Origin of the sequence: Novosphingobium sp. JCM 18896, assembly GCF_025938095.1 — a bacterium.
Taxonomy (GTDB): Bacteria; Pseudomonadota; Alphaproteobacteria; order Sphingomonadales; family Sphingomonadaceae; genus Novosphingobium.
The window spans coordinates 56,907-80,969 of sequence record NZ_JAPCZF010000008.1; the positions used below are offsets into that span (position 1 = coordinate 56,907).

Consider the following 24,063-nt stretch of genomic DNA (forward strand, 5'->3'; position numbering starts at 1 on the left):
CATGCCCTATGTTGCGCCGGCACCCCAGGTGGTGGTGACCACGTCGGGCGGCGGTGCGCCGACGATCATCGGCGGCTCGGGCGGCGGCGGCTTCGGCGGCGGTTTCTTCGGCGGCTTCTTCGGCGGCAGCGGCGGCGGTTCGGGTGGCAGCATCGTCATCACCTCGACCAGCACCGGTGGTTCGACCTCGACGTCGAGCGGCGGTTCGGGCGGCAGCTCGACCTCGACCAGCGGCGGTTCGACCTCGACTTCGACCGGCGGCGTGACCAGCACCACGGGCGGCGTCACCAGCACGACCGGCGGCATCACCTCGACGACCACCAGCTCGTCGGGCGGTTCGAGCAGCTCGTCCTCGTCGTCGAGCTCGTCGTCCTCGTCTTCGTCGAGCTCCTCGTCGTCGAGCGGTAGCAGCGGCGGCAAGCCCGATCATCCGCATCACGGTTCGAGCGGCAGCTCGGGCTCGAGCGGTTCGTCGAGCTCTTCGAGCAGCAGCAGCGGCTCTTCGGGTTCGAGCGGTAGCTCGGGTTCGTCGGGTTCCAGCTCGTCGTCCTCGTCGAGCAGCTCTTCGTCGAGCTCGTCGTCGTCGGGCAGCAGCGGCGGTTGCGGCAAGCACTGCGGCGCGACCTCGGGTGGATCGTCGTCGAGCTCGTCCTCGTCGAGCAGCTCCTCGAGCTCCTCGTCGTCGACCGGTTCGACCGGCGGCTCGAGCAGCACCTCGTCGTCCTCGTCGAGCAGCAGCTCTTCGTCGAGCTCCTCTTCGTCGTCGACCGGCAGCACCAGCGGCGGTCACGAAGTGCCGGCTCCGCCGATGCTGATCCTGTTCGGTGCGGCTGCGGCGACCGTGTTCGCACGTCGCAAGCTGGCCAAGCGCGACGACGACGCCGGAACGGGGGCCTGAACGGGCGCCAGTGTTTCATAATCGTACAGAATGAAAGGGGCGGCCGCATCGGCCGCCCTTTTTGTTTGAGATTTCCGCGTGTTCGATCAGGCTTTTATCACGAAACCACCAAAACGGATTCATCCGAGGGGTGCCTAGCGCGGGACGAAGCATACACTTTTCCACAGACCGTCCACAATCGGGCGAGTCGAGGATGGGAAAGGTGATGAGCCAGGGTTTCATCCCTCAGGTTCGAGCGTCTGCCCTGCAGACCTTCATGAACGTGGCGCGCTTCGTACGCCTGGATCCGTACAGCCTGCTGCGCGAGAACAGGATCCGGCCCGAGGATCTCGAAGATCCCGAGACGATGATCGCCGCCAGCGCCCTGGTGAAGCTCTACGAGGACAGCGCCGCGCAGTCGGGCCGGGAGGACTTCGGCCTGCTGATCGCCGGCAGCCGCAGCGTCGGTACGCTCGGGCCGATCAGCCTGCTGCTTCGCTATCAGCCGACCGTGCGATCGATCATCGAGAAGGTGATCGGCAACATGAAGCTGCTCAACGACATCGTCTCCGCCGGGGTCGAGGACGACGGTCATCACGCGATGATCCGCATTGAGCATCTGCCCGGCTTCGCGCAGCGGCAGATCGTCGAATCGACCGTCGCCATCGCGGCAAGGTCCTATCGCGAGCTGATGGCCGGCGCCTGGCAGCCCGAGAGCATCCACTTTCGCCATTCTGCGCCGGCCATGCTCAACACCCATCGTCGCGTGTTCGGCTGCCCCGTGGTGTTCGACAGCGAATTCGACGGCATCGCCTGCAGTTCGGCCTCGCTCGACCTCGCCAATCCCTGGAGCGATCCGGCGATGGCCGCGCACGCCCAGCGCTTCATCGACATGCTGTCGCACCAAAGGCCGACGAGTTCGGTGACCGAACAGGCGCGCCAGGCGATCTTCCTGCTGATCAGCAGCGGCAATGCCACCAAGGAGAAGGTCGCCGAGAATCTGGCGATCCATCCGCGTGCCTTGCAGCGGATGCTGAGCCGCGAGAGCACCAATTTCGGCGAATTGCTCAACGAGGCGCGGCGCGAACTGGCGATGCGCTATCTCAACGGTTCGAAGCAGACCGTGACCGACATCGCGCTCTTGCTCGGCTATTCGACGGTCAGCTCGTTCACCCGCTGGTTCACCGAGGAATTCGGCAAGTCGCCGGCGGCCTGGCGCAAGGCCTCGCCCGAGGAAAACGTCGTCAAGGTAACCGCCAAGGCGGCCTAGGCGGCTTCGTCGCGCAGTGGCGTACGCGCCCACAGCGCCTGTTGCGCGGCGAGCATTTCTTCGCGCGATTGCTCGACCGTCATGTCCTGCACCACGCCGACGATCGCAGCGACCTTGCCCGAAATGCCGAACTCGGCTTCGGCGATCGTGCGCAGCCGCCGTTGCACGCCGGCCGGACCGACTATCGTGAAGGTGTGGTCGATCGGCTCACCGGACCCGATGCAGGTCTCGAACAGGGCCAGAGCCGCGGCGCGCTCGGTGGGCGAGATCGTCTGGATCGCATCGCCCCAGTCGCCGCGATCCTCGGGGCGCAGACGCAGGATCTCGCGCGCCGCTGCGGTATAGGCGAAGAGCTGGGTGCCGGTGTCGAAGCGCCAGCCACCGATCCTGGCGATCCGCGATGCGTGCCGCTCGATATAGCCGAGCTGCCGGTCGGTCGTGCCTTGCGCGGCGCGATCGGTGACGTCGCGGCTGATGACCAAGCGATAGTGACGATCGCCGATGTCGAGGCTGATGCCGCGCAAGGTCAGTTCGAGGATCGACCCGTCGCGGAAATGGTGCTGGAGCACTTCGTCGTCGGCCGGCAGGCGATCGTCGCGGAGCATCCGCAGGCCGGTCAGCAGGGGGGCTACGCCCGGGTGCAGGTCGCGCAGGGTCAGCCCGTCGAAGGCTTCGCGCGACAGGCCATAGCGCGCGATCGCGGCATCGTTGCTGTCGGCGAAGCGCAGCTCCTCGCCCTCGCAGATCCAGCAGGGATTGGCGTGATGGCGGAAGAAGGTCTCGATGATGCTCGTCACTGCGGCGTTTCCCCGGCAGGCTCGGCCCAGCGGCCGCTCGCGGACATCTGCGCCAGTTCATCGAAGTGCGCGCTCGATACGGCCTTGCTGAACAGGTGGCCCTGGCCGTAGCGCACGCCGAAGCGGCGCAGCATGGCGACGTGCTCGGCGCTCTCGATCCCTTCGGCGATGACCTGCAGGCCCATGCGCGTCCCGAGCGTGGACATGGCGACGACGATCGAGTCGTCGGACTCGTTGCCCAGCCCGCCGACGAACGAGCGATCGATCTTGAGCGCCGAGATCGGCAGCTGCTTGACGTTGGTCAGCGAGGCATAGCCCGTGCCGAAATCGTCGAGCGAGACGCGCACGCCGGCATCGGCCAGCTCGACGAGCGCCTGGCGCACGTGATCGCGGCCCGAGCCGAGCGCGACGGTCTCGGTCACCTCGACCTCGATCATCGACGGCGCGATGCCGCGCAGAGCGAGGCGGGCGAGCAGCCGGTCGGCGAAGTCGCCCGTGGCGAAATCGAACGAGGTGGTGTTGATCGCGACATGGCCGACGTCGATGCCGCGGGCCAGCGCGTCGGACAGGTCGGACAGGACCCCTTCGATCATGCAATCGGTGATCGCCACGGCCAACTCGCGGTCGTCGAAGGCGGCGGCGATCGCAGCGGGGAGTTCGACGTTGCCGTCGCGCGTGACGACGCGCAGCAGCGCCTCGTAGCCGATCAGCCGCCCGGTCTCGAGTTCGACCTTGGGCTGGTAGAACGGCAGGATCCGGCCTTCGGCGAGCGCGGTCTCGGCCCGCTCGAGCATCTGGCGCTCGCGATCGTAGGCGCCTGCCAGCGTCGTGCTGAAGGCGCGCGCGCAACCGCGTCCGGCGGCCTTGGCATTGCTCAGCGCGAGGTCGGCCTTGCGGTGGAGCGTGGCGAAGTCGTCGTCCTGGGCCGCGGCATAGCCGATGCTGATGCGGCAGTTGAGGTTCCGGCCTTCGTGGAAGAACGGCAGGTTCACCGCGTGCAACAGGGTGCCGGCGATCTCGGCGGCGTGGTCGATCGAGGCGCATTGGCGCAGCATCACCGCGAATTCGTCGCCGCCGACGCGCGCGGCCAGGGCGTCTTCACCGAGCGTCTCGCGCAGGCGATTGGCCAGTTCGGTCAGCACGAGATCGCCGGCGGTGTGGCCGAAGCCGTCGTTGATCGTCTTGAGATTGTCGACGTCGATCAGCAACAGTGCCGGATCGTGGTCGTAACCGAGCGGGGCGGTCATACGGCGTTCGAACGCGCGGATCAGGTTCGCGCGGTTGGGCAGGCCGGTCAGGCTGTCGTGGTTGGCGGCATGCTCGAGCTTGCGCGAGAGCCGGCGCTCGCGCTCGATCCGCGCTTCCTGGACGGCAATGGCGCGACGCAGTTCGAGCTGCGTCTCCACCTGCTTGCCAAGCACCGCCAGCGCGCGCGCTTGGACCGGGTCGAGCCCGTCGGGCCGGGCCGTATCGTCGAACACGCAGAGCGCGCCGATTGGCACGCCTTCGCGCGAGTGGAGCGGGATTCCCGCGTAGAAGCGCAGATTGGCTTCGCCGCGGACCAGTTCGTTGGCGTGGAAGATCGGATGGCGGGCCGCGTCGGCGACGATGAAGACGCCCGAGCCCTCGATCACATGCGCGCAGATCGCCTGTTCGATCGGTGTCTCGCGAAAGCCGACGCCATGCGCGGCCTTGAACCACTGGCGGTCGTCGCAGACCAGCGAGATCGCGCCCATGCCGGTCTCGCAGATTTGCGTCGCCAGTTCGACGATCGAATCGAACGCGGGTTCTGCGGGCGTGTCGAGGATCGCGTATTCGGCGAGTGCGCGCATGCGCTCGGCCGCTTCATCGGGCCTGGCGCGGCGTCGGGTGACGGAGGCACCGGCCGCGAAGAACTGGGAGAATGGCATTTCGAACATGCCCGCGGGGCCCCAGGACAGGCGCTCGCCGTTGCGACGATGGCGCGAAAACGTGGAGCCGACCCGCCGCATGAGGGATGGGTTTGGCCGATCGGCTCGGGGCTCACCTTATGGAACCCCGGTTCCGCGCGCTCGCCAATCGCCGACAGGGCCTTAGCAGTTGGGGACTCGTCAGGCTTCGGGCGCAGTCTGCCATTCGACCCCGGCGTCGGCCGTGCCGATCACGTCGGCGAGCTCCCAGACGTTGCGGTAGCCGTAGCCGTGGAGATTGACGAAGGTCGGGATGTTGAGCGCCAGCGGCGCGCTCTTGAGCGGCACCGGAGCGCGGTGATCGCGGAAGTTGTTGTTGCAGTAGATGTAGACCGGCCGGTCGCCGTCGGGCCCGAGCGCGGCGCGCAGGCTCTCGGCGGTGAAGTCGGTGAAGGGCAGGTTGATTGCGCCCTTGATGTGGCCGCGCGCGAAGGCTGCGGGGGTGCGCGCGTCGAGCAGCACAGCGCCCTCGGCGCGGGCGCGGCGGGCGAATTCGGGCCAGGCCAGACGATGCGCCTCGCGCACCGGGCCCAGCTCGGCGACGAGCCGGGCGAAGCCGGCATAGTCGACCTGGATTGGTCGGAGCCTGCTCGGCGAGGGCTGGCCTAGCCAGAAGGGTGGGCGCCAGAAGGGCGAGCGCCAGAACCGGAAGCATGCGCTGCATAAAGAAAGTCTCCCGCTCCCTGGGTGGGAACGGGAGACTGATCTTGTCGGCTTTACCCGAAGCTGAACGCTTACGAAGCGAGCTTGCGCAGCACGTAGTGCAGGATGCCGCCGTTGTTGAAGTATTCGATCTCGTTCGCCGTATCGATGCGGCAGAGCGCGGTGAAGGTGAAGGTCGAGCCGTCCTTGCGGGTGACTTCGACGGTCACGTCCTGGCGCGGCTGCAGGCTGGCGACGCCCTTGATCGTGAACTGATCGTCGCCGGTCAGGCCCAGCGAGGCGCGGGTGTCGCCGTCCTTGAACTGCAGCGGCAGCACGCCCATTCCGACGAGGTTCGAGCGGTGGATGCGCTCGAAGCTCTCAACGATGACGACGCGGACGCCGAGCAGGTTGGTGCCCTTGGCCGCCCAGTCGCGCGACGAGCCCGTGCCGTATTCCTTGCCGGCGATGACGATCATCGGCACGCCGTCGGCCTTGTTCTTCATCGCGACGTCGTAGACCGCGCCGACTTCCTCGCCGTAGCGGCTGAAGCCGCCCTCGACGCCGGGGACCATCTCGTTCTTGATGCGGATGTTGGCGAAGGTGCCGCGCATCATGACTTCATGGTGGCCGCGGCGCGCGCCGTAGCTATTGAAGTCGGCCTTGGCGACCTGGTGCTCCTGCAGCCACTGGCCGGCGGGGCTGTCGGCCTTGATGTTGCCGGCGGGGCTGATGTGGTCGGTGGTGATCGAGTCGCCCAGGATGAGGAGCGGCTTGGCCTCGATGATGTCCTGCACCGGGGCCGGGGTCATCGACATGCCCTCGAAGTAGGGCGGGTTGGCGACATAGGTGCTGCCCGCGCGCCACTGGTAGGTTTCCGAACCCGTGACGTTGATTGCCTGCCAGTGCTTGTCGCCCTTGTAGACGTCGGCGTAGCGCGCCTGGAACATCTGGCGGTCGACGGCATTGGCCATCGTCGTCGCGACTTCGGCATTGGTCGGCCAGATGTCTTTGAGGAACACGTCCTGGCCGTTCTTGCCCGTGCCGATCGGCGTGGTGGTGAAGTCGTCGATGACCGTGCCCTTGAGCGCATAGGCGACGACCAGCGGCGGCGAGGCCAGGAAGTTCGCGCGCACGTCGGGGCTGACACGGCCCTCGAAGTTGCGGTTGCCCGAGATCACCGAGGCAGCGACGATGTTGTTCTCGTTGATCGCCTTCGAGATCGGCTCGGCCAGCGGGCCCGAGTTGCCGATGCAGGTGGTGCAGCCATAGCCGACCAGGTTGAAGCCGACGTTGTCGAGGTGCGTCTGCAGACCGGCCTTCTCGAGGTAGTCGGTGACGACCTGCGAGCCCGGTGCGAGCGAGGTCTTGACCCAGGGCTTGGGCTTGAGGCCGAGCTCGTCGGCCTTCTTGGCGACGAGGCCGGCGGCGACGAGCACGCCCGGGTTCGAGGTGTTGGTGCACGAGGTGATTGCGGCGATCACGACGTCGCCGTCGCCGATGTCGTGGTCCTTGCCGGCCACCGGAACGCGCGACTGCTGCTTCTTGTAGACCTCGCCGAGGTCATGGTTGAACACGTCGTCGACGTGGGTCAGCACGACCTTGTCCTGCGGGCGCTTGGGGCCGGCGAGCGAGGGCACGACGGTGCCGAGGTCGAGCTCGAGGCTCGACGAGAAGATCGGCTCGACCGACGGGTCGATCCAGAAGCCCTGCTCCTTGGCATAGGCTTCGACGAGCGCGATCTGGCCTTCCTCGCGGCCGGTGAGGCGCAGGTAGTCGAGCGTCTTGTCGTCGATGCCGAAGAAGCCGCAGGTCGCGCCGTATTCGGGCGCCATGTTGGCCAGGGTCGCGCGGTCGGCGAGGCTCAGCGAGGCGAGGCCCGGGCCGAAGTATTCGACGAAGCGGCCGACGACGCCGTGGGCGCGCAGCATCTGCGTGGCGGTGAGGACGAGGTCGGTGGCGGTGACGCCTTCCTTGAGCTCGCCGGTCAGCTTGAAGCCGACGACCTCGGGGATCAGCATCGACACGGGCTGGCCGAGCATCGCGGCCTCGGCCTCGATGCCGCCGACGCCCCAGCCGAGCACGCCCAGACCGTTGATCATCGTGGTGTGGCTGTCGGTGCCGACGCAGGTGTCGGGATAGGCCACGGTGACACCGTTCTGGTCGGTCGAGGTCCAGACGGCCTGGGCGATGTTCTCGAGGTTGACCTGGTGGCAGATGCCGGTGCCCGGGGGCACGGCGTAGAAGTTGTTGAGCGACTTCGAGCCCCACTTGAGGAAGTCATAGCGCTCGAAATTGCGCTGGTACTCGATCTCGACGTTCTGCTCGAAGGCCTTGGGGTGGCCGAACTCGTCGACCATGACCGAGTGGTCGATCACGAGGTTCACGGGAACCAGCGGGTTGATCTTGCTGGTGTCGCCGCCGAGCGTGGCGATGGCGTCGCGCATCGCCGCGAGGTCGACCACGCAGGGCACGCCGGTGAAGTCCTGCAGCAGCACGCGCGCCGGGCGGTACTGGATCTCGTTCTGCGATTCGGCGGGGTTCTTCTGCCAGTCGACCAGCGCCTGGATGTCGCCGGTGGCGACGGTGAAGCCGCCGTCCTCGAAGCGGAGCAGGTTCTCGAGCAGGACCTTCATCGAGAAGGGCAGGCGGGTGATGTCGCCCAGCTTTTCGCTCGCCTTCTTGAGCGAGTAGTAGGCGATCTCCTTGCCGCCGACGTTCATGGTGCTGCGGGTGCCGAGCGTGTCCTGTCCGACCTGGGTCATGCGCCTATGTTTCCCTCGATGGTTTTTGTCTGTCCGGCCGTCGTCCGCGGCAGCATGCTGCAACGCGGAAAATGACGGATTCGTCGCGCCGCCGATGCGCGTTCCGGGCCGCTAGGTCAAGGGGCGCGGGGGATTTCGGAGCGGGCCTCGGCGTGTCCCAGGCCGCAGGATGCTGGCCACAATTGCAAAGCAATCGTCGCGATCGGGCAAACCTACGCGCGAAATCTCTGCTTTGAGGGCGAAGTGCGGGGTTCTCTCATCCCCCTTCCCCGTATCAATCCATAAAAACTTCTCCATCCCCCTACTCGAACGGGGAGAGCCTCAGGCTCTCCCCGCTCTTTCGTGGCTGCGGCCCGCGTTTCGGGAGCGGCCAGGCTGCGACCTTGGTGGGTTAAATCGGCTTAACCGTCGAATTTGCCCCGGCAGTAACTGGGGTGGGCGCACCAGAGTGGCATGCGCCAGATCGCCTCCCTCCTGCTTCCGCTCATTGCCCTTCTGCCGCAGCCACTGGCCGCGCAGGTGCTGCCCTATGACCTAAACTTCGCCGAAAGCGAGCTTGCCGCGACGGTGCCCGTCGCCGAGCCCGGCAGCGAGCGTGCGGTCGAAATGGCCAAGGCGCCTGTCGCCAAGGGCGAGGCCGTCTACGGTCCGTTCCGCGTGCTCGACGCCAAGCGCGTCGCGCTGGTCGGCATCACCGACAGCGATTCGGTCACGCATTTCGAGACGCTGCTGCGCGACAATCCCGGCATCGCCACGATCGAGATGATCGATTGCCCGGGGACCGAGGACGACCGCGCCAACCTGCGCCTCGGCCGCCTGATCCGCGCCAAGGGCATCGCCACCCACGTTCCGGCCAACGGCTTCGTCGCCTCGGGCGCGGTCGAGCTCTATCTCGCCGGCCAGCGCCGTTCGGCCGAGAACGGCGCCGAATTCGCGGTCCACTCGTGGGAAGACGACGCCGGGCACGAGCCCAGCGACTTCGCCGCCGACGCGCCGCAGAACCGCGCCTACCTCGACTATTACCAGGCCATGGGCATGAGCGACGGCGAGGCCCGCTCGTTCTATGCCATGACCAATTCGGTGCCCTTCTCGAGCGCCAAGTGGCTCTCGGCCAGCGAGATGGACCGCTGGGCCCGCTTCGACGTGCCGGCCGCCGTGCCTGCGGCCGCGCCGGTCCAGACGGTTGCGCCGCAGTATGCTCGCACCGCCCGTCCGGCCGCGCTGGGCTTCCGCTCGCAGACCTATGGTCCCTTCCGCGTCGTCGATGAGACGCGCGCCTCGATGGTCGGCGTGACCAATGCTGCGACCCCGGCCGCCTTCAACGCGATGCTGCGCGATCACCCGGGCATCGCCACGATCGACCTGGTCGAGTGCCCCGGCACCGACGACGATCGCGCCAACCTGCGTCTCGGTCAGATGATCCGCGCCAAGGGCATCGCCACCCACGTTCCCGCCAATGGCTGGGTTGCTTCGGGCGCGGTCGAGCTGTTCCTCGCGGGTGTCCGCAAGTCGGCCGAGCCGAGCGCGCGCTTCGCGGTTCATTCGTGGGAAGACGATACCGGTCGCGGTCCGCAGGACTATTCGATGAACGCGCCGAAGAACCGCGCCTACCTCGACTACTATCGCACCATGGGCATGAGCGACGGCGAGGCCCGCGCCTTCTACGCCATGACCAATTCGGTGCCCTTCTCGCGGGCCCGCTGGCTGAGCGCCGCCGAGCTGGCGCGCTGGACGCGGATCGAACGTGCCAGCCCTGCGCCGCGCGGCCGATTCGCGCAGGTCGCCCTGGGTGATCGCGTCGCCTTCTGAAGGCCGCGAGTCGATACGAATCTGCCGGTCGAACGGTCGGCGCGAGGATCTGATTTCGTCCCCGCGGGGACCGTGTTTTGTGCACTTACGACCAACGTCGCATGGAATCTGCTGATTGGTATCTGGCCTTCGAAGGCAGAGTCTCCGATTGTCAATCCGGTGTCGTTGAAAGCGAAGGGCGTTCGGATCGGGTCGGATAGTCAGACATGGTTAACGGCGAATCGCTGTCGCCGAATCAAATCCTGTGCGGAGTTCTCGGAATGGGCGTTGCAGACTACAAGGTTGCAAAACAGGGAGCAGAAAAGCAGGGCTTCGCTACCGAATTTCATCAGATGTCGCAGGATCTCCGCAATCCGCTGAATTCGATCAGCGGTTTCGCCGAACTTCTTCTTCTCGACGAAGGCCTAAGCCCCGCCAGTGCCGAATATGTCCGCGCTATTCTTTCGGGCAGCCAGGCGCTCACCGACGCCGTCCTAACCTATCTCGACCGCGAGGAAGCGCGCGAGCCGACGCTCGCCATCGCGCCGGCCTGCACGGCGTTCGGCGAGACCAAGGCGGCTTCGCGCCGCGCCATGTTCAAGCGCGCACGCCACTGGAGCGTGCCGCACAAGCTTCGCAGCGTGGAGCGTTGAGAGACCCGGAATGAGTGCCATGGAAGGATCACGTCCGGAATCGGTTGTCGGCCCCATGGGGCTGCCGCTTACGCTTGCCTCGCTTCCGCCCCGCAACACCAAGCGCTGGATCGCGCACCGCAAGGCCGAGCTCGTGGCCGCGGTCGATGGCGGGCTGCTGACGATCGAGGAAGTCTGCGAGCGTTACGGCATCGAACTCGAGGAATTTGTCTCGTGGCAGCGCGGGGTCGAACGGCTCGGCATGCGCGGGCTCTGGGTCACGCGCTCGCAGAAGCATCGCGAGATGTTCGAGCGGCGTCAGCGCTACTGAATAGAAGCGATTCGATTTGGGACGGTGCAAGATTTCGCGCCGCTATCCGCTTGATGCCCCTCGCGACTAGGCATAGTCTCCCCCGAAACAAGTTGGGGTGATGCTTGTACATTCACATAGTCGACGATGAACCCCAACTTCTGGCGTCGCTATCGTTGATCCTGCGCCGCGAAGGCCATGACGTACAGACGTTCCCCACCGGTGAAGCCTTTCTCGCAGAAGCAGCGGACCTGCCCTCGGGCTGTGTCTTGCTCGATCTGCGTCTGCCCGATCTCGACGGGCTCGAAGTGCAGAGCCGGCTGAGCGCGCTCGACACCGATCATGCGGTGGTCCTGCTGACCGGTTTCGGCGAGGTTCCGGATGCGGTTTCGGCGATGCGCGCGGGCGCGATAGACTTTCTCAGCAAGCCCTATCGCCGCGAGAAGTTGCGCGACGCGCTGACCCGCGCGGGCGAGCGCATCGAAGAGAACGAGCGCCTGCGCGCCGAGCGCGAGAAGCTCGGCGCGGTGAATTCGCTGTCGGAGCGTGAACTCGAAGTGCTGCGCGCGCTGGCCACGGGCAAGCAGAGCAAGGTCGTCGCCTACGAGCTCGGCCTCAGTACGCGGACGATCGACATGCATCGCGCGCGCATCATGAAGCGCCTGAACGTCGCCAACATCGGGGCGGCGCTGGTGATGGCCAAGGAAGCGAAGCTGATCTAGCCGCTGTGGCTAGGCGGTCTCGCTGCCGCCGAGCGCCTGGCGTAGGTGCGCGGCCAGTTCCTTCTTGCGATAGGGCTTGCGCAGCAGCAGTGCGTCGATTTCCGCCAGCCGCTGCAGATGTTCCTCGGCGTGGCCCGAGGTGAACAGCACGGGCAGTTCGGGGCGGATGGCGCGCGCGCGATGGACCAGTTCGATCCCGTCCATGCCGCCGTCCATGGCGATGTCGGTGAATAGCAGGTCGACGTGGGTGTCGCTGCCGAGCACCGCGAGCGCGGAATGCCCGTCGAGCACGGCGATCGTCTGATAGCCGAGCGCATCGACCTGCGACGAGACGAACTTGCGCACCATGGCATCGTCCTCGGCGATCAGGACGACCTCGCCCGTGCCGCGGTCGTGCGGCGTGGCTTGCGCGGAAGGGGCATGCGGGCGCGCTTCGGTGGTGGCGGGCAGATAGAGCCGTACCGTCGTGCCCTCGCCGGGCCGCGAGGCGATCTCGACATGGCCGCCCGATTGGCGCGCGAAGCCATAGACCATGCTGAGGCCAAGGCCGCTGCCCTGGCCCGGTCCCTTGGTGGTGAAGAACGGATCGAACGCCTTTTCCAGCGTTTCCTCGGTCATGCCCAGTCCGTCGTCGCTCAGGGCGAGCACGACGTAGGGTCCCGGTTGCAGCTCGATCACCCCGGGCTTCTTGCCGACGAGAATGTTTTCCGACGAGATCTCGATGACGCCGCCGCGCGGCATGGCGTCGCGCGCATTGAGCACGAGATTGAGCAGCGCCATCTCGAGCTGTGCGGGATCGGCGTAGACCGAGCGGGTCGAGAAGCGCGCGGGCAGCTTGAGGTCGATGCCGTCGGGTATCGCCCTGCGGAGCAAGGGCAGCAGTCCGTCGAGCAGGTCGCCGATCTTGATCGCGCTTGGCATCAGCGACTGCTTGCGTGCGAAGGTCAGCAGGCGGCCGGTCAATTCCGCGGCGCGTTCGCCGGTGGTCAGGATCAGGCCCGCAAGTTCACCGAGATCGCCTTCGCCGAGTTCGCAAGCCAGCGCTTCGCTGTTGCCGATGATGACGGTCAGCAGATTGTTGAAGTCGTGCGCGATGCCGCCGGTGAGCTGGCCGAGCGCTTCGAGCCGCTGCCGCTGCGAAAGCTGTTGCTGCAGGTCGATGCGTTCGGTGATGTCCTCGATCATCACTAGATGGCGGGGATTCTCACCGTCGGGCGTGTCGAAGCGGGTGGCGGTGAGGCTGGTCGGAACCACCGATCCGTCGGGCCGAAGATAACCCTTCTCCGAGGAAAAGCTCTGTACCTCGCCGTTGAAGAACGGGGTTACGTCCTCGATGCATTTCTGCAGCTGGTCGGGCGGGGTGATGTCCTGCCAGCTCAGACGCTGCAGGGTGACGAGATCGCGATCGACGATCTCCTGGAACTTGGCATTGGCGTCTAGGATCAGGCCGGTCACCGAATCGACCAGCGCAATGCCCAGAGGCGCGCGTTCGAAGATCGCGCGCGCGCGCCATTCGGACAGGCGAAGGCTGTTGCGGAACCGCGTTGCGGCACGCTCGGCCTCGAGCGCGTCGAGCGCGAGGCCGAATTGCGCGCCCATGTCCTGAAGCAGCGCCTTGGTGGTCTCGTCGAAGAATGCGGGCTCGTCGGTGTAGAGCGTCAGGACGTTGACGATCCGGCCCTTCTGGTAGATCGGAATCGCCGCCGCGCCCTTGAGCCCCGAGCTCGTGGCCCGATCGTGCCAGACCTCGGTGCTGACGTCGGTGACGACGTCGTCGATCCACACGGCGCTGGGGCCACGATAGGCGGTGCCTGTCGGACCACGCCCGAACGGATGGTCCGCGCTCGTCATGATGACGAACTGCTTGATGTCGTGCGCTTCGGGATCGAGGCTGTAGCTGGTTACGGGCTCGATCAGGCGGCCATCGGGGGACGGGCGCCCGACCCAGGCCATGTCGATCTCGCCACGCTCGACCAGGATGCGACAGATGTCGCTCGACAGTTCGTCGATCGACTTGCGGCGGGCGATGGCGAGATTGCAGGCGGCGATGGCCTCGAGCAGCTTGCCGTGCCGGCGGGCCAGGATCGCCGCGCGCTTCGCCGCGTCGATGTCGAGATTGGTGCCGATGATCCGCGTGGGCTGGCCGTCCGCGTCGTGCTCGCAGGCCATGCCGCGGGCGATGACCCACTTGTAGCTGCCGTCGGTGCACTTGATCCGATGTTCGAGCTCGTAGTGCGGGGTCAGGCCGGCGAGATGATCGGCCAGGGTGCTGTCGACGAGCGCATGATCGTCGGGGTGTACCCATTCGCGCCACTGACCGATGGCCGGGCCATCGTCGTCGTCGCCGAGGCCGCGCATCTCTTTCCAGATCTGAGAATAATAGATGCGACCGCCGACGACGTCCCAGTCCCAGACGCCCATACCCGCGGCGTCTAGCGCAGTGCGCCAGCGATCTTCCCCATCCAGCATAAAGCTGCTGCCCCCATGACCCTTGATCATCGTGTAAGCCAAAGAATTCAGCAATATGGCGATTCTACCGTAGCGTGGCCGCCGCGCGCCAGAATCGCGGGTTGGCAGCGCGTCCGATCGCTAATGAAACCGACTCTCATTCAGTTTTCCACAGAAAACCGTTTCTGATCAAGTCGATAGAGAATTGCAACGGATCGAGTGACAAAAACCTTCGCGCAGCAAAGACTTGTCTTGCGATTTTTCCGGTGAAGCGTGCCGCAGATGCGGTAGTTCTCCGATATCGCATATCTTGCGCAGATGCGTATCTGGAACCCCGTCAGGGGGTTTCCGCGTTATGTCGAAGGTCCAGTCGGTCAAGTCTGAGTTCGTGCCACAGGTTCGCGCCGTTTGTCTGGCGAACTATATCGAGGTGGTGAGCCAACTGGGTGTTGATCCCTATGCGCTGCTGCGCAAGGCGCGGATTCGTCCCGAAGATTTGAACGACGCCGATTCGCGGCTGGCGGCCAGCGCCGTCGTTCGCCTGGCCGAAGAGACCGTTCGCGAAAGCCGGTGCGACGCTCTGGCCCTGCTCATGGTCGAGCCGCGCAATTTCGCGGCGCTGGGCCCGATCAGCCTGCTTCTCCAGCATCGCGGCACCCTGCGCGGCGCGGTCGAATCGCTGGTCAAGCATCAGCGTCTACTCGGCGATCTGATGGACTACGCGCTCGACATCGAGGGCGACATGGCGACGATCCGCGGCGACATCCTTCCCGGCTACGGCTCGCGTCAGATCGTCGAGTTCGCGATCGGATTGCTGTTCCAGACCCTGCGCGAACTGTCGAACGGCCGCTGGCAGCCCGAGTGCATCCACTTCCGCCATTCGGCACCGGCCGACATGCGCATTCACAAGCGCTTCTACCAATGCCCCGTGCAGTTCGACAGCGACTTCGACGGCATCATCTGTGCCGCTGAAACGCTGGAGATCGGCAACCGCGCGGCCAACGAAGTGATGGCGCGCCACGCCGAGCAGTGCCTCGAACTCTACGCCGGCCCGCGCCCCGTCGCGACCGTCGCCGAGCAGGTTCGTCGCGTGATCTTCGCCACGCTCAGCCGCGGCAACGTGACGATGGACAGCGTCGCCGACAAGCTGAGCCTGCATCCGCGCATGCTGCAGCGCTTGCTCGAGAAGGAAGGTGCGACCTTCGCCGCGCTGCTCAACGAGATCCGCCGCGAACTCGCAGTGCGCTATCTCGGCACGTCGAGCCATTCGGTCACCGACGTCGGTCTGCTGCTCGGCTATTCGACGCTGAGCTCGTTCTCGCGCTGGTTCACCATCGAATTCGGCAAGTCGCCTGCAGCTTGGCGCTCTGCCGAGCGCGGTCTACCGCTGTTCGAGCGCGACTATCGGCACCCCGCGAAGTTCGACATCCTCGATCCCATCTGCGCCTGAGGCGCTGCTCGCATCGAGATCACAGGAGGGCCTCGTCAAGCTCGACGAGGTCAGCTATTCGCTTGAGTCGATAGTGCATTGGTGACGCAGGCGAGGCAGCGTCCCAAGTTGAAACTGTACAGTCGTCAAGTCACTATTGATCACCTGTACAACAGCGTTAGAAACGAGCTCGTGCAATTCGAGCTCTTGCCTTGAAGTCTGCGCGATCGGGTTTCGCCAGGAAAAAGATTTTATGCCAGACCGTGCCGATTGTTCGGCAAGCCAGATGTCGGCAACGGCAGTTCGTGACGGTCTGAGGGAGCTGACGGCGAACCTTATGCGCATTGCGCGCGGGACGGGGCGACCCGAGCTGGTGCTCGAACAGGCCTTGACGCTCGTGGGCCTGTTCGAGGCCCATCGCCAGGTCGCGGGCGAGGACATGCCTGCCGCTCATGTCGCCGAGGCGCTGCGTCTTGCCGAAATTTCCGAGGACGAAGAGGCCGTGTGGGGTGATTGGGACCGGGCCGTGCGGGCGATGGTCCAAGGTTCGCTCCAGGTCGCGGCCGCCGAACTGATGGCGCAGCACGCGCAGGCCGCGGCCGGCCGCAAGGAACTGTTCGCCGGCTATCGCAACATCGAGAAGCTGCATTCGCGCCAGCTGCGCCGTCTGATCCGGCGCTAGGGCGCGGGCGGCAGGCTTGCGGCCGGCACGGCGGGGGCTTCCTCGCGCGTTGCAATCCAGCAGCCGATGACGATCAGCACGGTGCCCGCGATGGTCGTGGCGGTGACCGCTTCGTCGAACCACAGCCAGCCCATCAGCGCGGCCCAGACGAAGGCGGTATATTCGAGCGGGACCAGCGCCTGCGCCTCGGCGCGGGCATAGCCCCAGGACAGCAGCATCAGCGCGATCGCCGCGAGCACGGCGGCGCCGGTCACGTCGCGCAGCGCCAGCGCGCTCGGCACGACTGCGAACCACGGTGCGGCGAGCACGAGGATCAGGCCGATGAACACGTTCTGGAACAGCGCGACGTCGACGGGCCGGGCGATCTGCGCCTGCTGGCGCTGGAGGATCAGGTTCCAGGCATAGAACACGGCCGAGAGCAGCACGGCCAGGATCCCCGGTCCGGCCGCGCCGAAGCCGCCCCCCTCGCCGAAGCGGGCGGCCGCGATCACCGCCACGCCGGCGAGGCCGAACAGCGAGGCGAGCACCGCGCGCGAGCGGATCGTCTCACCGAGCAGCACGGCGGCGAGATAGAGCGCGACGAGCGGCGAGATGAACGACAGCGCCATGCCCTCGGCCATCGGCAGCCGCACGAGCCCCCAGAAGAACAGCAGCGCCATCGCCGCGACCACGGCCGAACGCAGCGCGTGGACCTTGAGCGCCTGGCGCGAGGGCCAGCGGCCTTTCGCCAGCAGCCAGACCGGGACCATCAGCACGATGCCGATGCCAGCGCGGAACAGCAGCGCGTTGTAGACCCCGGCTTCGATCGAGGCGCTCTTCATCAGCGCGTCCATCGTCGAGAAGGTGGCGATCCCCGCGGTGACCGAGAGGAACGGCATGATGCGATGCGCGCGGGTCATGGCGCGTCGCTTAGAGCATCAGGCGCGCGGGGTGAATCCCCGGCTGGGGATCAATTGCCGGGGATCAATTGCTCTTGGGCACCGAGAACGAGCCCGAGACGCGCCCGCCGCGGCTGGTCGTGCCGCCCACGGCCGAGGACGAACCGCCCGAACGGCCGTCGACGCTCGACACGCCGCTGTTGAGGTCCATCACCAGCCGCCCGCCGTTGAGCGTGTCGGTGCCGCGGCGCAGCGCGACGTTGCCCGCCATGGTGATGATCCGGCGGTTGAAGTCGTAGACCGCGACGTCGCCGCGCGCGCTCTCGTTGCCGCGCGTGACGGTGACCCCGCCGGTCGCGTCGAGCCGCTGGATCTTCAGCGAATCGGTATCGGTATAGGCGACCGTCGAGCGCGAGGCGCGCACGCGCAGATCGCCCTGGGTGATGTCGACATTGCCCGAGAGCACGACGCGCTTGGCCTTGTCCTGCAGCTCGATGCGATCGGCGGCGTAGTTCACCGGGGCATTGCTGTTGTGCCCGGCGATCGCCTGGGCGCCGAGCTGCTGCAGACCGACGATCGCGGCGCCGCTGACGGCGAAGGTCCCGAGCGCGATGCGGAAAGAGCGGCCGAAACGCGACATCACTTGGGCATCCTCATCTTGCCGGGAACCATGTTCAGCCGGGCATTGCCTTCGAGCGTCACGGTCCGCGCGCCGAGATCGCCGACTATCTTGTCCGCGGCGAAAGTGCCAGCCGGAACCAGCCCCGAAACCCCGCCCGCACCGGCGATGCGCCGCGTCTTGAGATCGATCGCGACGTTCTGCGTGATCATGCGATAGCCGTCGGCCGCGGAGAAGTTGACCGGGCCGGGCACGGCGACCTGGCTCGTGTCGAAATTGTAGACCCCGCCGGGCGCGACGAGTTCGGCCGGACCGTCGGTAAGCTGCAGCCGCGCGACGAGGTCGGTCATCTCGAGCTCGCGCGAGGTCGCGGACGGCTGGATCGCGCTGCCCGCGGTCAGCTGGAACGGGCGCCCCTGGTTGTCCTCGCCGCGGTACATCGCCTTGTCGACGTGGATGCGTTCGGGGGTGACCGCCACCTTGTTGCGGTCGAGCAGGAAGCTGATCTCGCCGCGCGGGCTCAGCGGCACCAGGATCATCACCGCCGCCACCAGCCCGATCCCGGCGGGCAATGCGCGCGAAAGGAACTTGACCAGCCGATCGTGCGACCCGCCGGGCTGCGCGAAATGGTGCCGCTTGTCGCGGATGAGGTCCGCTTGCGCCGTCATTCGTGGCTGAAGATGTCGTGCTCTGGCCAGCCCGCCAGGTCGAGCCGGGCGCGCGAGGGCAGGAAGTCGAAGCAGGCCTGGGCCAGCTCGGTGCGGTGTTCGCGCGCCAGCCGCTCGACCAGGATCGCGTGCATCGCGTGGAGGTGACGCACGTCCGAGGCGGCATATTCACGCTGCGCGTCCGAAAGCTCGGCGCCGCCCCAGTCGCTCGACTGCTGCTGCTTGGAGATTTCCTTGCCGAGCAGTTCGCGCACGAGGTCCTTGAGGCCGTGGCGATCGGTATAGGTGCGCACGAGCTTGCTGGCGATCTTGGTGCAGAACACCGGCGCCGCGGTCACGCCCAGATAGTGCTCGATCGCGGCGAGGTCGAACCGCGCGAAGTGAAACAGCTTGAGCCGCGCGGGATCGGCGAGCACGGCCTTGAGATTGGGCGCGGCATAGGCGCTGCCGGGATTGAAGCGGACGAGATGTTCGTCGCCCTTGCCGTCCGATATCTGGACGACGCAGAGCCGGTCACGCGGGGTGATCAGCCCCATGGTCTCGGTATCGACGGCAACGGGCCCCGGTGCGAGCACGCCTTCGGGGAGATCTTCTTCGTGGAAATGGACAGCCATAGGGCAAGCGGCTTAGGCCTATCTGCGCGCGAGTCAAAGGGGTTTGGGGTAAAGTCGATGGCAGCCGAGGCGGTTCCCGAAACGTGGCGGGCGGCGATCGAGCCGGTGCTGGCCCTGCCGGCCTCGCGCAAGCTCGGCGGTTTTCTCCAGGCCGAGGAAGCCGCGGGCAAGCGCATATTCCCGCCGCGCGGGCAGCGGCTGCGTGCACTCGAACTGACGCCGCTCGACCAGGTCAAGGTCGTGATCCTCGGTCAGGATCCCTACCACGGTGCCGGCCAGGCGCATGGCCTTTGCTTCTCGGTGCAGGACGGGGTCAAGGTGCCGCCGAGCCTGGTCAACATCTACAAGGAGATCGCCAGCGATCTCGGGCTCGAGCGACCGTCGCACGGCAATCTCGAGAAATGGGCGCGGCAGGGCGTGCTGCTGCTCAACAATGCGCTGACGGTCGAGGAAGGCAAGGCCGGCTCGCACCAGAACATGGGCTGGGAGGCGATCACCGACGCCGCTGTCGCCGCAGTCGCCGCGCGCGACGTGCCGACCGTGTTCATGCTCTGGGGCAGCCACGCGCGCAACAAGGCGGCGCGCGTGCCCGAGCTCAAGCAGGGCCCGCACCTGGTCCTGACCGCACCGCACCCGAGCCCGCTCTCGGCCCATTCGGGCTGGTTCGGCTCGGGCCATTTCTCCAAGGCTAATGCCTTCCTGGAACAGCACGGCCGCGGCGCGATCGACTGGAGCCTCTAGCGCGGGCGAACTTCGCGAAGGTCACGCGTGTGGCGCGTGGCGAATTTCTCGTGGATTCGCGCGCCGGGGCGGAATTGTCCCGCCCGATCCGATGGTTGCGACGATAAGAAAGAGCGCGCGGAACCTTGCAGCTTCATAGGCTGTAGGACAGCGATTTCGTCCGCTCCGGTGGCATATCGTCTGGTGCCTGCCGCCGCCGGTGATAGGCTGCGCGCGGCCAGGGGATAGGCACAGGAGACCGACGTGAAAGCCAAGACGATGCTGCTAGCGATGGTGGTTCCCTTGGCGGCGTTCGGCAGCGCCGCTTCGGCTGCGGACAAGCCGGCAGAGCCGCGCGCTTGCGCCAACCCGGTCCAGCGCGTGGTGACGCCCGCCGCGCCCGCGAATTTCAAGCCCGGCCAGCAGCCGGCGATGACGATCCGCGCGGTCGAACTGCGCGTGGGCGCCTGCTCGGTCCTGCTCGCGGCCAACGGCACGGTGTTCGAGGTGCCCGCCATGGCCGAAGCGCCGGCGACGATGTCCCGCGCGCGCTGACAGCTATAGCTCTGCGGCGGCGCGTCCGATCAGAAGCCGCCGCCACCGCGCCAGTTGCCCGCGTCGCAGCGGCCTGTGAAATTGGTCGCGGCGCGGATGGAGATCCGCCCGCTGCGCCGATCGATGTCGATGCGCGGCTTGTTGAGGCCGTTCATGCGGTACTGTCCGGTGATCCGATCGGGCGTCACGACGAGGTTCTCGATCGTCCACCAACCGTTGTCTCCGCCCGAATGGATCGGCGAGATCAGCTTGCCTTCGGGGCGGATGCGGCCCCGGCCGTGCCAGATCTCGATCTGCAGGTCGGAGGCGAAGCCTTCGCGGCCCAGGGTCGTCCCGAACTGCGGCTCGAACCGATGCGAGCGCGAATTGTAGGCATAGCCCGACTGGTATTGCGCGGCCGGTGCGCTGCCCCCGCCGAAGCAGATCAGCGTGATCGACGGGCCATAGCGGTCGCCATAGCCCGGGTCGGCCGGAGACGGTCGATTGTCCGGAGAGGCCGGCAAGGTGGCCGCGGTCTGTCGGCAGTTCGCTTCCGGCACGCTCTGGATCGCGTCGTAGCGTCCGTTCGATGTCGCCACCTGCACGCACTGCCGGGTGCGCTCCTTCCACCAGAACGACCACTTCGTGTCGCGCACGGTGTTGGTCGTGACGAAGACGTAGCCGCGCGCTTCGAGCTGCGTCTCGCCGCCCGCAGCGCGGGCGCCGACCAGGTCGGTGAGTTCGGGAACCGATTGCGCAAGTGCGGGACCGGCCAGCGACAGCGCCGCCCCCACGATGGCTAGACGTCTGGCGAGCATGGCGAGGGGCCTCCGGCTTGGCGTTGCGAGCCATCTATATCGGTTGTTCGGCCGCTGCGTCCACAGGCCACGGCAGGGGCAAGCCGCGCTCGTCTAGAAGACGTAGACGTTGCCTGACGAAAGCGTGTCGAGGCCGGCAAGTCCGGTCGTGCCGGCCAGCTTGATAAGAATGTCGTCGGCATCGCTCGCGTTCGTTCGCTCGGCGAAGACATAGCTGTCGCCGAGATAGCGGAAGACTAGCGTCTCGTTGTCGGCGGTGGTGGCGGTGCGGGCTGTTGCCAGGGCCTCGGTGAGGCTTGCGGGAGCCGTGCCGAAGGTTAGCAGACCGTCCTTGACCGCATAGCCCGTCCCTATCCGATCGGCCGCCTGGACGGCGCCGGTCAGGACGATCGTGTCCGCGCCGTCGGGTTGGGCCGCGTCCTCGCCCGCGCCGCGGCGCAGGTTCGAGATCGTGACGCCGTTTGCGGGCGTGAGCACATCGGCGCCATTGCCGAGTGCGACGGAGCCGCCGTCGAAAGCGGTGATCGTGCTCGAGGCCTTGAGCTGCTTGAGGTCGAAGCCGACACCACCCAGGCTTCCCGAGGCATCGAGCAGGCGCAGGCCGGTGGTTTCGGCACCGGCGCTATCGCGGACCGACAGGCTGAGGTCGGTGAGCGTGTTCAGCGTCAGGCGATCGACGCCCTGGCCTGGCGTGACGATGAGCTTGAGCCCTTCAGGCAGCGTATTGGGATTGTTCGGGAAGCCATTGAACTTGCCGGCCACCACCGTCACGCTGTCGAGCAAGCCCGCGGCGGTGGTGCTTTTCACCGTTATGACGCCGTTTGGCTTGATCGCATCGAGTGCAATTGCGGCGGAACGCGAATCGTCGATCGTCGTCACGTTGACGCCGCCGCTGAGGTCGAGGTCGCGGAAACCGGCCGAGACGCCTGCGGCCAAGTTGGTCACGTCTGCTGCAGCCATATTCTGCCAAAGCTGACGGATTCCGTAATACTTGGAGATGTCCGTCAGTCCGGGTGTTGCCGGGCCGGCGTTGCGAATCGTGATGACTTCGAAAATCGCAACCGTCGCATTCTCCGGAAACGTCCGATTTTCCGTTGCCGTCGTGTAGATGACGAACTCGTCGTAGAACTCGCTTCCTAGGAGTTGATCGCCAGCCGTGAAGGTGGTCGCGGGAGCGTCTGCAGAAAGGGACGATGCATAGAGCGCTCCACCACTAGGCCCGAATTTGTCGACACCGGGCGTGAGATATTTTGCCGGGACTGGATAAGATCCACCGACGGTAATTGTCGCGGGCGCCGCGGTCGGCACGGTCACGCCGCCGAGCGTCATGCCTGCTGCGGAGATCTTGGCGCTGTACCAGCCAGGAGGCGTGTCAGTGTCAAAGCCGAGTTCGGTTCCGTCTTCGTCGCCCTGCACCGCGATCCGCGCAACCACCACGGCGCCGGCATAGATGACCAGCTGGTTGCCCTGCTGCTGGAAGGCATATTCGTACGAGTCGGCCAGAAAGCTTACGCGATCGACGTTCTGGTCGATCGTCACCCCGGTCACCGTGGGCATGTAGGTGACCGTTTCCTTGCCACCCGTGCCGAAGACACGGCCACCGAAGGTCACGCGCAGCAGATCGTCGTCTGCCGCAAGATAGATATCCGCCATGTCGCCCCCGCACTGGATCAGGACGGCTCGACAACATGGCGGGCGCGACACCGCAAGCGGAACGACTTCCAAAATGGACTATTCGGCAGGCCGTTCAGCGGCTTGCGGGCGCGGCTCTCCTACTTCTTCACCAGCTCCACGCGCCGGTTCTTCGCGCGGCCGTCTTCGCTGGCGTTGTTGGCGATCGGCTTGGTCTGCCCGTAGCCCTTGGGCGTGAGGCGATTCATCGCGATGCCCTGTGCCATCAGCGCGCCGACTACGGCGGAGGCGCGGCCTTCGGACAGGGTCAGGTTGTGCGCGGGGGTGCCGGCGTTGTCGGTGTGGCCCTGGACCTCGAGCTTGAGACCCGGATTGGTCGTCAGCAGCTTGACGATCTCGCCGACGGTCGCGGCCGAATCCGGTTTCATCGCGGTCTTGTCGGTGTCGAAGTTGATGTAGAGCGCGACGTGGCCGTCCTTGTCGAGCGCGGCCTTCATCTCCTCGGCGGCGAGCAGGCGCGCAGTCATTTCGAGCGGCTTGGTCTCCATCACGGTCAGCCAGTAGCCCTTCGAATCGTCCCAGGGCTGGTAGACCTCGACCCAGATCTGGCGATCGGGTGTGCGCACCATGTAGACGCCCATCTTATCGTACTGGAGCAGGTGCTCGCCGCGATAGCGCTGGTCGGCGAACTTGAGCTTGAGGTTCTCCATCACCTCGCCCGAGCCTTCGAAGACGGTGACGCCGCCGAGGCCCTTGACCAGCGCCTCGTAGGTCTTCTGGATCTGGAACCACGAGGCCGCGGTGCCGAGCCCGCGCGTGACATAGGCGCGACCTTCGACCGGGATCAGCTTCTTGCCATCGAAGAATTCGAAGCGCTCGTACTTGACGTCTTCGAGCCATTTCTTGGATTCGTAGCTCGGGCTGTTCTCCGGGGTCATCCGGGTATAGCCGTCCATCAGGCTGAAATAGGGCCAGGCGCCTGGCGGGTTCTGACCCTGCGGCGCGGCGGCGGGATCGAAGCCGGCGACCGCAGGCGCCGCCGCCGGTGCCGCGGCCGATGGGGCGGCGCTCGGCGTCGCGCTCGCGCTGGCCGCCGCGGCGGCGCTCTCCTCGCCGCCGCCTTTCGAGCAGGCGCCGAGGAGCGTGATGGACACGAGGGCGAAAGCGCTGAGCAGCGGGCGGTCGATCATCATGACCGCGAGGAGTAACGCCTTAATAAGACTTGAGAAGTGTGAAATATCGCCAAGACAAAGTGAGAAAGATCACACT

General features: G+C 66.3%; 23 protein-coding genes. 9 read left to right on the top strand and 14 right to left on the bottom strand.

Annotated features, from left to right (window positions below; genetic code table 11):
- Positions 1-6: 6 nt before the first annotated feature.
- Together OLX23_RS21945 and OLX23_RS21950 are read right to left on the bottom strand one after the other, a co-directional pair.
- On the bottom strand, positions 7-420 hold the full coding sequence (locus tag OLX23_RS21945; RefSeq protein WP_264447347.1) for a hypothetical protein: 414 nt from the start codon (positions 418-420) through the stop codon (positions 7-9).
- Between the two features lie 15 nt (positions 421-435).
- Complete coding sequence (locus OLX23_RS21950; RefSeq protein WP_264447348.1) at positions 436-777, bottom strand: hypothetical protein; 342 nt, start codon at positions 775-777, stop codon at positions 436-438.
- A gap of 326 nt (positions 778-1,103) precedes the next feature.
- Between OLX23_RS21950 and OLX23_RS21955 the strand changes: the two genes are divergently transcribed.
- A complete protein-coding gene (locus OLX23_RS21955; RefSeq protein ID WP_264447350.1) occupies positions 1,104-2,147 on the top strand; it encodes an AraC family transcriptional regulator in 1,044 nt (347 codons plus the stop codon).
- Here OLX23_RS21955 and OLX23_RS21960 read toward each other — a convergent pair.
- The 4 genes from OLX23_RS21960 to acnA form a co-directional block, all read right to left on the bottom strand.
- Entirely contained in the window at positions 2,144-2,944 is an 801-nt protein-coding gene (locus OLX23_RS21960) for a PAS domain-containing protein (RefSeq protein ID WP_264447351.1), read from the bottom strand. The two genes, OLX23_RS21955 and OLX23_RS21960, sit on opposite strands and share 4 nt — an antisense overlap.
- Positions 2,941-4,854 carry a putative bifunctional diguanylate cyclase/phosphodiesterase gene (locus OLX23_RS21965; protein ID WP_264447352.1) on the bottom strand — a complete coding sequence of 638 codons (1,914 nt, stop codon included), beginning with the start codon at positions 4,852-4,854 and terminating at the stop codon, positions 2,941-2,943. The genes OLX23_RS21960 and OLX23_RS21965 overlap by 4 nt, the downstream gene beginning before the upstream one ends.
- A gap of 180 nt (positions 4,855-5,034) precedes the next feature.
- On the bottom strand, positions 5,035-5,418 hold the full coding sequence (locus OLX23_RS21970) for a rhodanese-like domain-containing protein (RefSeq protein ID WP_264447353.1): 384 nt from the start codon (positions 5,416-5,418) through the stop codon (positions 5,035-5,037).
- 209 nt (positions 5,419-5,627) lie between these two features.
- Positions 5,628-8,300, bottom strand: coding sequence for an aconitate hydratase AcnA (gene acnA, locus OLX23_RS21975; RefSeq protein WP_264447354.1), 2,673 nt, complete (start codon positions 8,298-8,300; stop codon positions 5,628-5,630).
- Between the two features lie 453 nt (positions 8,301-8,753).
- Between acnA and OLX23_RS25770 the strand changes: the two genes are divergently transcribed.
- The 4 genes from OLX23_RS25770 (at position 8,754) to OLX23_RS21995 (ending at position 11,752) form a co-directional block, all read left to right on the top strand.
- Positions 8,754-10,109 (top strand): hypothetical protein, encoded by a 1,356-nt coding sequence (locus OLX23_RS25770; protein ID WP_319641340.1) that lies wholly within the window; start codon positions 8,754-8,756, stop codon positions 10,107-10,109.
- Positions 10,110-10,315: 206 nt separating this feature from the next.
- Positions 10,316-10,741 carry a histidine kinase dimerization/phospho-acceptor domain-containing protein gene (locus OLX23_RS21985; RefSeq protein ID WP_264447355.1) on the top strand — a complete coding sequence of 142 codons (426 nt, stop codon included), beginning with the start codon at positions 10,316-10,318 and terminating at the stop codon, positions 10,739-10,741.
- Positions 10,742-10,751: 10 nt separating this feature from the next.
- Positions 10,752-11,051: a DUF1153 domain-containing protein gene (locus OLX23_RS21990; RefSeq protein ID WP_264447356.1), complete on the top strand. Its 300-nt coding sequence runs from the start codon at positions 10,752-10,754 to the stop codon at positions 11,049-11,051.
- Between the two features lie 104 nt (positions 11,052-11,155).
- Complete coding sequence (locus OLX23_RS21995) at positions 11,156-11,752, top strand: response regulator transcription factor (protein ID WP_264447358.1); 597 nt, start codon at positions 11,156-11,158, stop codon at positions 11,750-11,752.
- A gap of 9 nt (positions 11,753-11,761) precedes the next feature.
- On the opposite strand, the gene OLX23_RS22000 is transcribed toward OLX23_RS21995, so the two are convergent.
- Entirely contained in the window at positions 11,762-14,221 is a 2,460-nt protein-coding gene (locus OLX23_RS22000; RefSeq protein ID WP_264447359.1) for a PAS domain-containing protein, read from the bottom strand.
- A 334-nt stretch (positions 14,222-14,555) separates the two neighbouring features.
- Between OLX23_RS22000 and OLX23_RS22005 the strand changes: the two genes are divergently transcribed.
- Both OLX23_RS22005 and OLX23_RS22010 read left to right on the top strand, forming a co-directional pair.
- On the top strand, positions 14,556-15,650 hold the full coding sequence (locus tag OLX23_RS22005; protein ID WP_264447360.1) for an AraC family transcriptional regulator: 1,095 nt from the start codon (positions 14,556-14,558) through the stop codon (positions 15,648-15,650).
- A gap of 316 nt (positions 15,651-15,966) precedes the next feature.
- Positions 15,967-16,311 (top strand): hypothetical protein, encoded by a 345-nt coding sequence (locus tag OLX23_RS22010; RefSeq protein ID WP_264447361.1) that lies wholly within the window; start codon positions 15,967-15,969, stop codon positions 16,309-16,311.
- Here OLX23_RS22010 and OLX23_RS22015 read toward each other — a convergent pair.
- The 4 genes from OLX23_RS22015 to OLX23_RS22030 all read right to left on the bottom strand — a co-directional run bounded on the left by OLX23_RS22015 (position 16,308) and on the right by OLX23_RS22030 (position 19,090).
- Positions 16,308-17,210, bottom strand: coding sequence for a DMT family transporter (locus OLX23_RS22015; RefSeq protein WP_264447363.1), 903 nt, complete (start codon positions 17,208-17,210; stop codon positions 16,308-16,310). The genes OLX23_RS22010 and OLX23_RS22015 overlap by 4 nt on opposite strands.
- Positions 17,211-17,274: 64 nt before the next feature.
- Complete coding sequence (locus tag OLX23_RS22020) at positions 17,275-17,829, bottom strand: LptA/OstA family protein (protein WP_264447479.1); 555 nt, start codon at positions 17,827-17,829, stop codon at positions 17,275-17,277.
- Complete coding sequence (locus tag OLX23_RS22025; protein WP_264447364.1) at positions 17,829-18,476, bottom strand: LPS export ABC transporter periplasmic protein LptC; 648 nt, start codon at positions 18,474-18,476, stop codon at positions 17,829-17,831. The genes OLX23_RS22020 and OLX23_RS22025 overlap by 1 nt, the downstream gene beginning before the upstream one ends.
- On the bottom strand, positions 18,473-19,090 hold the full coding sequence (locus OLX23_RS22030) for a ribonuclease D (RefSeq protein WP_264447366.1): 618 nt from the start codon (positions 19,088-19,090) through the stop codon (positions 18,473-18,475). Before OLX23_RS22030 ends, OLX23_RS22025 begins: the two co-directional genes overlap by 4 nt.
- A 57-nt stretch (positions 19,091-19,147) precedes the next feature.
- On the opposite strand from OLX23_RS22030, the gene ung reads away from it, so the two are divergent.
- Both ung and OLX23_RS22040 read left to right on the top strand, forming a co-directional pair.
- Positions 19,148-19,831 carry a uracil-DNA glycosylase gene (gene ung, locus OLX23_RS22035; protein WP_264447367.1) on the top strand — a complete coding sequence of 228 codons (684 nt, stop codon included), beginning with the start codon at positions 19,148-19,150 and terminating at the stop codon, positions 19,829-19,831.
- A gap of 243 nt (positions 19,832-20,074) precedes the next feature.
- A complete protein-coding gene (locus tag OLX23_RS22040) occupies positions 20,075-20,365 on the top strand; it encodes a hypothetical protein (protein WP_264447368.1) in 291 nt (96 codons plus the stop codon).
- Positions 20,366-20,394: 29 nt separating this feature from the next.
- On the opposite strand, the gene OLX23_RS22045 is transcribed toward OLX23_RS22040, so the two are convergent.
- The 3 genes from OLX23_RS22045 to OLX23_RS22055 all read right to left on the bottom strand — a co-directional run bounded on the left by OLX23_RS22045 (position 20,395) and on the right by OLX23_RS22055 (position 23,987).
- Positions 20,395-21,162 (bottom strand): hypothetical protein, encoded by a 768-nt coding sequence (locus tag OLX23_RS22045; RefSeq protein WP_264447370.1) that lies wholly within the window; start codon positions 21,160-21,162, stop codon positions 20,395-20,397.
- Between the two features lie 93 nt (positions 21,163-21,255).
- A complete protein-coding gene (locus OLX23_RS22050; RefSeq protein ID WP_264447371.1) occupies positions 21,256-22,815 on the bottom strand; it encodes a hypothetical protein in 1,560 nt (519 codons plus the stop codon).
- A 119-nt stretch (positions 22,816-22,934) separates the two neighbouring features.
- Positions 22,935-23,987 (bottom strand): OmpA family protein, encoded by a 1,053-nt coding sequence (locus tag OLX23_RS22055; protein ID WP_264447373.1) that lies wholly within the window; start codon positions 23,985-23,987, stop codon positions 22,935-22,937.
- Positions 23,988-24,063: the final 76 nt, after the last annotated feature.

What these genes read in the sequence shown, in the direction of transcription:
- OLX23_RS21955 (WP_264447350.1), top strand. Translation starts at nt 1,104, where the DNA reads ATGAGCCAGGGTTTCATCCCTCAGGTTCGAGCGTCTGCCCTGCAGACC.
- OLX23_RS21965 (WP_264447352.1), bottom strand. Translation starts at nt 4,854, where the DNA reads ATGCCATTCTCCCAGTTCTTCGCGGCCGGTGCCTCCGTCACCCGACGC.
- acnA (WP_264447354.1), bottom strand. Translation starts at nt 8,300, where the DNA reads ATGACCCAGGTCGGACAGGACACGCTCGGCACCCGCAGCACCATGAAC.
- OLX23_RS25770 (WP_319641340.1), top strand. Translation starts at nt 8,754, where the DNA reads ATGCGCCAGATCGCCTCCCTCCTGCTTCCGCTCATTGCCCTTCTGCCG.
- OLX23_RS21985 (WP_264447355.1), top strand. Translation starts at nt 10,316, where the DNA reads ATGGTTAACGGCGAATCGCTGTCGCCGAATCAAATCCTGTGCGGAGTT.
- OLX23_RS21990 (WP_264447356.1), top strand. Translation starts at nt 10,752, where the DNA reads ATGAGTGCCATGGAAGGATCACGTCCGGAATCGGTTGTCGGCCCCATG.
- OLX23_RS22000 (WP_264447359.1), bottom strand. Translation starts at nt 14,221, where the DNA reads ATGCTGGATGGGGAAGATCGCTGGCGCACTGCGCTAGACGCCGCGGGT.
- OLX23_RS22005 (WP_264447360.1), top strand. Translation starts at nt 14,556, where the DNA reads ATGTCGAAGGTCCAGTCGGTCAAGTCTGAGTTCGTGCCACAGGTTCGC.
- OLX23_RS22010 (WP_264447361.1), top strand. Translation starts at nt 15,967, where the DNA reads ATGCGCATTGCGCGCGGGACGGGGCGACCCGAGCTGGTGCTCGAACAG.
- OLX23_RS22015 (WP_264447363.1), bottom strand. Translation starts at nt 17,210, where the DNA reads ATGACCCGCGCGCATCGCATCATGCCGTTCCTCTCGGTCACCGCGGGG.
- OLX23_RS22020 (WP_264447479.1), bottom strand. Translation starts at nt 17,829, where the DNA reads ATGTCGCGTTTCGGCCGCTCTTTCCGCATCGCGCTCGGGACCTTCGCC.
- OLX23_RS22025 (WP_264447364.1), bottom strand. Translation starts at nt 18,476, where the DNA reads ATGACGGCGCAAGCGGACCTCATCCGCGACAAGCGGCACCATTTCGCG.
- OLX23_RS22030 (WP_264447366.1), bottom strand. Translation starts at nt 19,090, where the DNA reads ATGGCTGTCCATTTCCACGAAGAAGATCTCCCCGAAGGCGTGCTCGCA.
- ung (WP_264447367.1), top strand. Translation starts at nt 19,148, where the DNA reads ATGGCAGCCGAGGCGGTTCCCGAAACGTGGCGGGCGGCGATCGAGCCG.
- OLX23_RS22045 (WP_264447370.1), bottom strand. Translation starts at nt 21,162, where the DNA reads ATGCTCGCCAGACGTCTAGCCATCGTGGGGGCGGCGCTGTCGCTGGCC.
- OLX23_RS22050 (WP_264447371.1), bottom strand. Translation starts at nt 22,815, where the DNA reads ATGGCGGATATCTATCTTGCGGCAGACGACGATCTGCTGCGCGTGACC.
- OLX23_RS22055 (WP_264447373.1), bottom strand. Translation starts at nt 23,987, where the DNA reads ATGATGATCGACCGCCCGCTGCTCAGCGCTTTCGCCCTCGTGTCCATC.